The sequence below is a fragment of the Microcystis sp. M090S1 genome (assembly GCF_020246295.1).
Taxonomy (GTDB): Bacteria; Cyanobacteriota; Cyanobacteriia; order Cyanobacteriales; family Microcystaceae; genus Microcystis; species Microcystis aeruginosa.
Map to the genome: position 1 here is coordinate 1 of NZ_JADBTF010000070.1, position 10,299 is coordinate 10,299.

General features: G+C 40.9%; 8 protein-coding genes. 4 read left to right on the forward strand and 4 right to left on the reverse strand.

All coding sequences use genetic code 11. The features are described 5' to 3' along the window. Positions 1–382: 382 nt before the first annotated feature. Both IM477_RS03130 and IM477_RS03135 read right to left on the reverse strand, forming a co-directional pair. On the reverse strand, positions 383–2,422 hold the full coding sequence (locus IM477_RS03130; RefSeq protein ID WP_287730498.1) for an SH3 domain-containing protein: 2,040 nt from the start codon (positions 2,420–2,422) through the stop codon (positions 383–385). After that, a complete protein-coding gene (locus tag IM477_RS03135; RefSeq protein ID WP_287730499.1) occupies positions 2,419–3,696 on the reverse strand; it encodes an NACHT domain-containing protein in 1,278 nt (425 codons plus the stop codon). Before IM477_RS03135 ends, IM477_RS03130 begins: the two co-directional genes overlap by 4 nt. Before the next feature lie 360 nt (positions 3,697–4,056). Between IM477_RS03135 and IM477_RS22875 the strand changes: the two genes are divergently transcribed. Beyond that, a complete protein-coding gene (locus tag IM477_RS22875; protein WP_353734431.1) occupies positions 4,057–4,206 on the forward strand; it encodes a transposase in 150 nt (49 codons plus the stop codon). Positions 4,207–4,501: 295 nt separating this feature from the next. On the opposite strand, the gene IM477_RS03140 is transcribed toward IM477_RS22875, so the two are convergent. After that, a complete protein-coding gene (locus IM477_RS03140) occupies positions 4,502–5,416 on the reverse strand; it encodes a Ycf66 family protein (protein WP_287730500.1) in 915 nt (304 codons plus the stop codon). Positions 5,417–5,614: 198 nt separating this feature from the next. Here IM477_RS03140 and IM477_RS03145 point away from each other — a divergent pair, with 198 nt between their 5' ends. The 3 genes from IM477_RS03145 (at position 5,615) to IM477_RS03155 (ending at position 8,663) form a co-directional block, all read left to right on the forward strand. After that, complete coding sequence (locus tag IM477_RS03145; RefSeq protein ID WP_221634911.1) at positions 5,615–5,770, forward strand: WD40 repeat domain-containing protein; 156 nt, start codon at positions 5,615–5,617, stop codon at positions 5,768–5,770. A 174-nt stretch (positions 5,771–5,944) separates the two neighbouring features. Next, positions 5,945–6,928, forward strand: coding sequence for a DNA polymerase III subunit delta (gene holA / locus IM477_RS03150; RefSeq protein ID WP_287730501.1), 984 nt, complete (start codon positions 5,945–5,947; stop codon positions 6,926–6,928). A gap of 70 nt (positions 6,929–6,998) precedes the next feature. Continuing rightward, positions 6,999–8,663 (forward strand): CHAT domain-containing protein, encoded by a 1,665-nt coding sequence (locus tag IM477_RS03155; RefSeq protein ID WP_287730502.1) that lies wholly within the window; start codon positions 6,999–7,001, stop codon positions 8,661–8,663. A 193-nt stretch (positions 8,664–8,856) separates the two neighbouring features. Here the strand turns inward: IM477_RS03155 and corA are convergent, their stop codons facing one another. Next, positions 8,857–10,014 carry a magnesium/cobalt transporter CorA gene (gene corA / locus IM477_RS03160; RefSeq protein ID WP_004268014.1) on the reverse strand — a complete coding sequence of 386 codons (1,158 nt, stop codon included), beginning with the start codon at positions 10,012–10,014 and terminating at the stop codon, positions 8,857–8,859. Between the last annotated feature and the right edge of the window lie 285 nt (positions 10,015–10,299).

The following is a 10,299-nucleotide window of genomic DNA, read 5'->3' on the forward strand; positions in this document are numbered from 1 at the left end:
ATCGAACGGCTTGGAGGTGGTGGAAACAAGGGAATTTAACAGGCTATCAATTGCCTTCTGGTACAATTATCACAACGGATGACAACCCTTCAAAACCCGACGCTGAGTTAAAAGACAACGGACAATAATGTTAGTAGCCGAGTAAGGGAGGCGTTAGAGTATTTTTAGGGATAGGAGCAGGAGAAATTGGAGAAGTAGAAGAAACTGAAGGCGAGGTAGAAACTATCGCAGTGGTTGGCGGTTCAGTCGGCTGTTTAAACCCTAAATAAATCGATACACCCATTACAACAATTATAGGAATAATAAAATATTGAAAAGCTGAAATAAAAGATTTCATATTAGTTGTAGTAATTGTGTGCAGTTAATTATGGTCATACTAGAGCTAGTCAGAACTAATTAATTGAGCAGCAATCCAGCCTGTCGTACCGGACTGAGGATGATAGACTTTATACCACTGATAACCATTTTTATCATAGCTACTACCCAAAATTTGCACACGATCGCCTGTACGCACAGTTCCTACCACCCCATAAACAGTTCCAGCGCCAGAACGTATATTTTTAGTTCCTGGAGTGCCGCTAACTTTAGCATTAGTTATGGGGTCAATAGAAAGTAAATTACCAGCAATCCATCCATCAGCCCCCGATTGGGGAAAATAAATTTTGTACCAGGGCAAGTTATCACTATTTCTAGCAGATTCGATAACTTGAACACGATCGCCTGGATAGGCAATATGTCTTGGTGCATATTCTAAACCAGGACCACTGCGAATATTTGTCTTCCCTGGGTTTCCTACAATTGTGGCATTAGTGCTTTTGGATTGTATAGGAGTAGGAGCAAATACTCTTACTTGTTTAGCAAGTCTGGCATTTTCTTCCTTTAGTTTTTCTAATTCGTCAAGTCTGGCTTTTTTTTGTTTAAGGTGTGTTTGTACTTGGGACAGTTGGAACAGATTGATACTAACACTTATTGTTAGTAAAAATACAGATAATAAAGCTAATGTTAATCGGTTTTTATTCCACCAAATTCTATATTTTTTTCCTCGCGTTAGCTCATATCCTTCATAAGCGCGTGTAGGATCAACTTTATATGCTCTGTTATATTTTTCTAATGCTTGTTGATAGTTTTTAGTGTCAAGATAATCTTCAGCTAATTTAAATAAAACCGTAAAATAATTGGGATTTATTTGTGAAATTTGTTCATAGATATAAGAAGTAGATAAATTACGATTCTCAGCTATATCTTCGGCCAATTCAAAAAGTCTGCAAGCATCTAAATCAACTTTTTCTAAATCCCAGATAGCCTGTCTTAAAGGATAGCGTTTAACCAACCAATAACGAACTAGCTTAACTTTAATTTTGTAGTGAAATTCTGAATTTTCTACTCTCTCTAAAAATTCCCATTGAACTAAATTTTCTGGAGCCTTATTTAAAGCTTCCGTTATGATAACTCCATATTCTCTGAGTAGCTTTAAAGGTTCTTCTGTCACTGAGTTAGTTGTCTTCTCAGCCATTTTCTCCGCTTGCGCTACTGCTGAAAAAACAACTCTTTCAGGAATGGGTAAGCCATCTCGAAACCAAGCTAGTCCTCCTTCAGCGGTTTCAATTGCATCATCGACAATTTTAGTAACATCATCACAGGTAATTTCTGACTTACCCTCTTCTTCAGCTTGTAAAAAAAGAGCATTACATATTACTTGAGTAAAATAAGGATGGCCTGAAGTCAGTTCTAAAATTACATCGATAGCCTGAGAATCATACTTTAAATACCGTGCAGCAGGTTCAGTAATTAATGCTTTAGCATCTGATTTTTCTAATAAGCCAATTTCTTGATTGACAGCTTGTCTAAATAAGCTTTTTAAGTTGGTTAAATCTTCTACTCTTCTCCCTATTACTGGAATGATAAATAAATTATTGTATTGACCGATAAGAGTTTCCAGATAAGGGAAAAAAGATTCAACTGGGGAATCAGGTGTTTGATCATTTAAAACATCAAATTCGTCTAATAACCAAACCATTTTTCGTTTCTGCTCTTTTAAGACCTCAATTACTTGAGGTAAAAACTCATCAGAGAAAACCGTTTTATAATTCAACGACAAAGATTCTGATTGAGGAATATTCAACTTATCAGCAATAGTTGAAGCAAGATTTTGTAAGATACTGTCAAGTGGTAGTCGCGTTTTATCATGCAAATCAAAATAGATAAACACGAACTCACCTAGTCCCACAAAATTAGGAATTTGCATGAGTACAGAAGATTTACCAATACGTCTTTGACCATGCAGCAAAACAACTTGTGTATTTTGTTTGAGATTATCTTCAATAAATCTAAAAAGTTTCCGTCGGCCAAAAAATGACTCTTGGTCATAAATGGGACGACCGACAATATAGGGATTTATGTGCCTTGTTTGTGTTGTCATCATGATAATAACCCCCCTACTTGCTCAATGATAGATGCTATCTTATCTTTATTTTGCCATAGCCAACGAATAGCAGTATTAACTCTTGTCGTCTGTTGGCGGCTCATTAAATTAAGGAATCCTCTTTGTCGTTTTTTCAACTCCTCTTCCTGGCTATTCTCGATTTGCTTAATCACCCACCACTCCATTATAGATGAGCAGAAAGAATAAGTAGTATTTTCTTCTCCCTCTACCTTCTTTAAGATACCTCGCTCAACTAAATTATTTAATTCTATTTCTTTTTGACTGAAAATCGCTTCAATTCCACCGAGAGCGTATCGACTCCTCCCTAATTTGCCTTCTAATTGGGATAAAGCCAGGAACATTAACAAATTTTGCTCTGTTTCAGTGGACAGTTGCCAAGTAGCTTGAAATAAGTGTAAAGTGTTTGTTTGAAATTCTTGAATAAATTTTTTCTCATTAAGGTTATTTCCCGAAACCAATTCTTCATATAATAAGAAACAAGCATTTTGCAGTAAAGCTGGATTACCATCAGCAATTTTACGGATAGCTTGTTTCCAACCCAATAGACTCTCACTTCTATCGAGTAAAAGGTTTACTTCCTGATTAGTAAAAGGCTTAAGATTTTCAAATAAATAACCATTATACCAAGGTGATTTATCAGGTGTAAGTTCTGGACCAATTTGACTCAACCGACGAGATGAAGTCACAACTATCGAGATATTTTGCTCCTCGGATTGAGCCAGGGTACGACACTGACTGACGAAGGTATCTATATCAGCTTTCGTATATTGGGAATTGGGACGTAAGGTTACATCGTAATTATCGATAAGTAAAACTAAAAATTTACCCTGTTCTTTAAGTAAACGCAAGATAATAAGCAAATCATTAACTGTGGCTTCTGGTTTTTCTGAAAGAGTATCAATACTGGTTTGTAAGAAAGAAAAATTATTCTTAATTGTTACTAAAATATTGCGCCAAAAATCAGGAATTTTAAAAGGTTCCAGGCTTTGACAGTCAATGAATACAACAACTGCTTGGTTATAATCTCGCCCGCATTGTTCCCAGATAATAGGATATGTTAGCAGTTTTAAAAAAGATGATTTGCCCATACCCGGACCACCCCAAACCGCTAGAGAACCGCGGATGCCAATCTGATCCAAGGCTCTTCTGATTAATGTCTTTCTTCCAATGAAATTTTCAGGAGTAACTCGTTGACCAATAGTGAAAGGATTTGAAGGCATGATCATTTTTTTAGACCCGATTGGAAAAATCAAGGAAGAATGCTTACCCAGTTTGATATTGAGGCTTTAATCTCCCAACCACCAAATCTATTATAGAACCCATTTGGTATCTTTTATAATGTAGATGCTAGGCTGAAAAGGTGAAGCGAAAACCTTGTCCATTATAGGTTTCAGGGAAGAGAGTCTGTAGCCTGTTTAACGGCAATACTTTGGTCTGAACCCCGTCAGTGAATGCGCCACCGTCTAGTCGTCCCCGAAAATCAATAGAGGAGTAAGCTAAAATCTACTCAAGTAGTATGACGAATGAAGAGTAGTCTATCGCAGAACCGCTATTGCCAAAGAAGAAATTGACTGGCCCCCCCGAAAGGGACAAAACGACAGATTTTAGATGGGATTTTCTATCAACTCAAAAATGGCTGTAATTGGCGGGAATTCCCGAAAGATTTCTCTCCCTACTCCACCATGTTCTGGCATTATAAACAGTGGAAAAGTCAGGGAATCATGGTTCTTCGGTTTGTGTTATGCAATGGACGGGGGTTATAATAAATGTAACCCTTATATAGAAAGACAGCAATTTTTGTCAATTGTTTTCGATCTAGAACGAACTAATCAATTAAGTCTCTTGCCAGATCAGGATTTAGTTGATTTATGCCCCCCTATCAAACCATACCAAGTAACGAAGAACCATTTCTTGGGTAATTATTAAGTACCTAAGCAAAATTAATTACACATATCTAACCACCTCTTGCCTCTTGCCCCTTGCCTCTTGCCTATCTTCACTAGGAAATTAATTTTGCACGACTACTTACCTAACCCACCCGCTAAATAATCTTAACTTTTAATCCGATGGGGGGGGATTTTCTTCCCTTTTTGATCGAGTTTCTGGGGGAGTATCTTCTCCGATAGTTTTTTCTGGAGACAAGTCTTCCTCTGGGGGGGGATTTTCTGCGCTTTGCGATCGAGTTTCTGGGGAAGTATCTTTTTCGATATTTTCTTCTGGAGACAAGTCTTCCTCGGTAACTTCAATAATCACCGTTTCGCTAACAGCAATAGTTTCGACTTCAACAGTTGTGACAGGTTCAGTCGGGGGAATTTCTGGGGAATTTTCGGAAGGGTTGATCTCTTCTGTTGCCAAATCAAAATCATCGAAATCATCGAAATCATCGAAAGTTTCCCCATCATCAATAATTTCTTCAGCTTTTTCCCCAATTTCTGTCACTGATTCTGTAATAGTTTCCCCGATAGCTGCCGCTGTTTCGACAACGGGGGCAACCGTTTCTTCAGCTTTTTCCCCAATTTCTGTCACTGATTCTGTAATAGTTTCCCCGATAGCTGCCGCTGTTTCGACAACGGGGGCAACCGTTTCTTTTACCGTTTCTTTAACTTTTGCTGCTACTTTCTCAGGTTTAGCTTTAGTTTTAGGGGATTGGGAGGGAGTAACTTTCCCCAGACGATTGCCTAACCAACCGACAATAGTAAATAATTTAACCGGTTTGTCGGGATAAAAAAGTGCTTGTCTGAGTTTGAGAGTTTGCCAAGCGAAAGCAATAAATAATATGGCCGCGGCAGCTTGTCCGAGGAGGATAGCGCCTGTAATCCTCCCCGCGCACAACCAGAGGACAAGGGCATAGAATAATCCTACCGCACTCCAGAGAAAATCATCTTGACGGTGGCGATCGGGGGCGATAAAAGCGGTGGTGAGGAGGTACAGACTACTCAATCCCACAACGACCGCTAGGATATAGGGCAACATTTGCGATTCTCCTTTGACATTTCCTTTTTTATTGTGCGTTATTTGGGGTCGATCGAGTCTATTTTTTGATTAATTTGGGAAATTATCGAGTCATATCGTCTTTAACTGTGTTGATGAATAGCCATAGTTAATATTAGGAAATTCTTGGTTTATTCTCTGCTGCTTGTGCTGATAAGATTAAACAAGCTTTCGGATCAAATGATTAAGTTTTGGTCTTTAACAAGCAAAGCAAAATTAGCAACTCTTGATCAACCCACAGACAAACTGTTATCTTTAGCAATTAGTGCCGATGGTAAATATTTAATTATTGGTAGTGCTGACAAAAATGTAAAAATTTGGCAAAATGGGCAATAGTGACACCTCAAGATAAGTAAGTAGTTATAATTAAATTGAAGATAAATTTCGCTTCTGATCCCCCCTGCCCCCCTTAATAAGGGGGGTGCCGATTCCCCCTTAGTCCCCCCTTGATCAGAGGGGTGTCTGACAACTTTTAACACCTACCTACTTAACTGCTATAATTAGAAACTCATGCCGACAATATTTTATTGGGGAGAAGATGAATTTGCTATTAACCAAGCGGTGAAAAATCTGCAAGCAAAACTTCTCGATCCCAATTGGATACAGTTTAATTATGATAAAATCACTGGCGATCGCAATGAGGCAATTATCGAGGCCCTCAATCAAGCGATGACTCCAGTTTTCGGCATGGGAAATCGTTTAGTTTGGTTAGCTGATACGGTTATTTGTCAACAATGTTCCGAGGATATTTTCCAGGAATTACAGCGCACTTTGCCCAATTTACCCGAAAATTCCTATCTGTTATTAACCAGTGCCAAAAAACCCGACTCCCGCTTAAAATCGAGCAAGTTTATCCAAAATCAGGCGGAAGTTAAAGAATTTGAACTAATTCCGCCTTGGAAAGTCGAGGAAATTGCCCAAAGAGTTAGGGAAATTGCCAAAGAAGTGGGAGTAAAATTAACTCCCGATGCGATCGAACTCTTAGCGGAAGCGGTGGGAAATAACAGCCGCTTGCTGTGGATGGAGTTAGAAAAACTGCGTTTATTTAAAAATAATTCGGCGGGAACTATTGACAAAAAGGACATTTTAAGCTTAGTCAACGCCAGCAATCAAAGCAGCTTACAGTTAGCCAGTGCTATTTTAAAACGGGAGACAGGCAAGGCCCTCGAATTAGTCAATGAATTATTAAATCGTAACGAGAACCCCTTGGCTATCACCGCCACCCTAGGGGGTCAATTTCGCACTTGGGCAATAGTGAAATTAAAAATTGAAGAAGGAGAAAAAGACGACAAAAATATCGCCGCCGCCGCCGAAATTGCCAATCCCAAGCGACTGTATTTCATTCGCAAAGAGATACAATCCTTTTCTTCTAAGCAACTTCTGGCCACCTTGCCCATACTTCTCGAATTAGAATATCGTCTCAAGCGGGGTGCAGAACCTTTGGCAACCTTGCAAACCAAAATTATCGAACTTTGTTGTTTGTTGGTGACTTAATACTCTTCCTTACCTTTCAGAAATCCTCTAGAATAAGATTCTATGGACTTCAAACTTCTCAATAACCACAATGACCGATGATGCCATCCCTAGTCTAAATTTAGCCATCGCTAGTTTAGCCACGAGTAATAATTTCGCCCGTTGGGTGACGAAAGCACCCCTACCGGGGGGATATGTGCATCATGACTGTGAATGGACCGAGAGTCTAACCACGGAATGGATGGCATGGCAGGAAATGTTCTGTCTGCAAAAAATGCCGACCTTACCGATGTTAGAGCAATTAGAAGCAAATTCTCGACCTAAACTGACTCTTTCGGGAGAAGGCGGCAGTTATGGCGGTCAATTAATGCAGAAACTAGGTATTAGTCTCTGGCAATGGTTATTTCAAGCATCAATTAGTCAAAGTTTCGCCCAAAGTCAGGGAATCGCCCTCGGCAAAAATCAGCCCCTGCGAATTCGCTTGGAATGTCGCAATCCCTATTTAATTCTGCTGCCCTGGGAAATTATGCAGCAAGCAGGTAAACAGGCTATATCTCTGCATCCGAATATACTCTTTAGCCGCACCACCAGCGATGTGGAACCACTACCACCGATAAAATCGAGTAATAGTCTCAATATTCTCTTAGTTATCGGCGAAAAACAGATTAAAACCGCCGCTAGTTCCCGCAATCTCACCGCCATTAATACGGGTGGAGAAACTAATTCCGATCAGGCACTGGAATCCGAGGCCGCCAATCTCATCCGGGCCATCTCCCCCGGGGGCAGTAGTTCCCCCCCTCAGATTTCCTATTTGGGAGTGAAAGTCAAAGTCGATACCCTAATTCGACCGGGGGCGAAAGAACTAACCCGGGCCTTGGATACGGGTAAATATCAAGCTTTTTTCTACGCTGGTCACGGAATGGCCGCCCCCAATGGCGGTTCCCTATTTCTGCGGCCAGGGGAACAGCTAAACGGGACGGAGTTAGCCCAAGCTTTGGTGAGAAATCAGGTCATTTTAACCGTTTTTAATGCCTGTTGGGGTGCTTATCCCGCTAAATCAGGTCAGGAGATGATCCCCCGCAGCAGTCTGGCGGAAGTCTTGATTCACCACGGCGTTCCCGCAGTTTTGGCCATGCGAGATGCGATCGCTGATCGAGAGGCCTTGAGTTTTATCGAAGTTTTTACCCGCACCCTCTTCGGGTTCAAAGACAAAGAAGCGCAGATGTCCAAGTTGTTTCCCGGTCCGAGAGTCCCTATTGATCAGGCCGTTCGCATCGCCAGGCAGCAGTTATTAACCCTCTACAAGTACAATCAACCCGCTTGGACTTTGCCGATCCTCTATATGCACCCGGAATTCGACGGGCAATTGCTGCAAACCTTTGATGAGACTCAATCACCGACGGTTATGCCCAATGTCTCCGGAACCATGCCCGCCGCTTTCTTATACTATCTCGATCGTCCCGAAAGAAAATGGTCAATCCGTGGTGGTGGCATGAATATAGGACGGGACATGGAAAATGATCTACAGATTACTGAAAAATGGGTTAGTAAAAACCATTGTCGGATCATTTGCCGTAAAAAACCCGATGATTCAGACTATCAATACTTTCTCGAAGATTTCTCCCGTTTTGGTACTTTTATCTACCAAGATGGCCACTGGAAACAGGTACATAACCAAGAAGTTCCCCTAGAGTCCGGTTTACAGATTCGCTTCGGCAGTTACCAAGGCCAAATCCTCGCATTTGTGGTCGAATAATTAGGGTTGGCTGAAAAAGTTTGTCGTCGGGTGTGGGGAAGTGGGGAAGTGGGGAAGTGGGGTGTGGGGTGGTCACTGCGTGCGCGTTGCGGGGGGAAGTGGGGAAATTGAACTAAAACCCTAAAACCCCAAAACCCCAAAACCTGCCTCCTGTCTCCTGTCTCGGAGTCTCGGAGTCTCCTGCCTTCGTTAACTAACTTTTTGCTTCCTCTTTAAGGGAATAAATTGGTTTAAACCAACCTTTGCGCCAGAAGTAGAAAATCAAGCCTCCCGCTACGGCTAACATGACTAACCAGACCATGAAATAACTCCATTCTCCTTTTAATTCTGGCATATTCTCGAAGTTCATGCCATAGACACCAACGATAAAAGTTAAGGGAATAAAAATCGTCGAAATTACGGTTAAAAACTTCATAATTTCGTTTAATTTATTGCCCATAGTGGACATATAAACATCCATCAAACTCGCCGCTAATTCTCGATAAGCTTCGATAATTTCCAGAATTTGAATGACGTGGTCGTAGGAATCCCGAAAATAAATTTGTACTTCATCGCTGACTATACCATGATGGTCACGCATGAGCAGATGTAGGACATTTCGCATCGGCCAAATTAAGCGACGCAGTGCCAATAATTCCCGACGGACATCATAGATTTCCTGCATTGTATCTCGATCGGGATTACTAATAATCGCATCTTCCAACGCTTCAATCCGATCTTCGTAGTGTTCTACCACGGGAAAATAACCATCGATAATCGTATCTAATAATAAATAGGTTAAATAATCCGCCCCCGATTTCCGTACTCGTCCCTGGGAAGTGCGAATTCGATCTCTGACTATCTCAAAACAGTCCTGTAATTCCTCCTCTTGAAAACTTAAAAGATAGCGTTTTCCCAAGACAAAACTCACCTGTTCCGTATCAAAACCGCTTTCATCTTCTTTCAGTCGCACCATCTGAGAAATCACTAACAATTGATTGTTATAATCTTCTAACTTGGGACGCTGCGGCACATTAACCACATCTTCTAATAACAAAGGATGCAGATTAAAAATTTCTCCCACCTGTTTTAAAACCGTCTCACTACCTAACCCTTGAATATCCATCCAAGACACGGTATTTGTGCCAATATAGGGGGCGCAAGCATTGGGGGTAATATCCACCTTGCGAACGGCGTTATCTTCATCGTAGTCGATTAAAATAATCCGCGAGGGTTTGGCATCTGGTTCAATAATTAATGTCCCTGGTTCACTACCCGGTTCATCATAAAAATAATCGAAGTAGTCTTCTTCCTCGTCTCCATCGGTATCGGGACGATTGTTGACGAATATATCGGGTTGTAGTTGGGTCATAAGCTTACAACAATCTGGCTAATTTGGGCAATAAGAAAACAGAAAAGTTAAAAAATTTAATTTGCCTAAAGTTACTATCTATCGCCATGAGATTACATTGACATACTCCCACCGTCAAGCTACGCTGTGACGGGGGATTCTTTCCACATCGCTGTTAGAAATTCCTTGTTCAACGAGACAACTTAGATTCTCAATGTCTCCACTGAAAACCCAGAGGTCGGACTCTCCCAAGGCGTTTGGGTCGGTTTCTGTTTGCCCAACAGTACCGTTGAGATAATTTCCCAA

Excerpts from the sequence above, each read along its gene's own strand:
- IM477_RS03130 (WP_287730498.1), bottom strand. The coding sequence starts at position 2,422 with ATGATGACAACACAAACAAGGCACATAAATCCCTATATTGTCGGTCGT.
- IM477_RS03140 (WP_287730500.1), bottom strand. The coding sequence starts at position 5,416 with ATGTTGCCCTATATCCTAGCGGTCGTTGTGGGATTGAGTAGTCTGTAC.
- IM477_RS03145 (WP_221634911.1), top strand. The coding sequence starts at position 5,615 with ATGATTAAGTTTTGGTCTTTAACAAGCAAAGCAAAATTAGCAACTCTT.
- holA (WP_287730501.1), top strand. The coding sequence starts at position 5,945 with ATGCCGACAATATTTTATTGGGGAGAAGATGAATTTGCTATTAACCAA.
- IM477_RS03155 (WP_287730502.1), top strand. The coding sequence starts at position 6,999 with ATGACCGATGATGCCATCCCTAGTCTAAATTTAGCCATCGCTAGTTTA.
- corA (WP_004268014.1), bottom strand. The coding sequence starts at position 10,014 with ATGACCCAACTACAACCCGATATATTCGTCAACAATCGTCCCGATACC.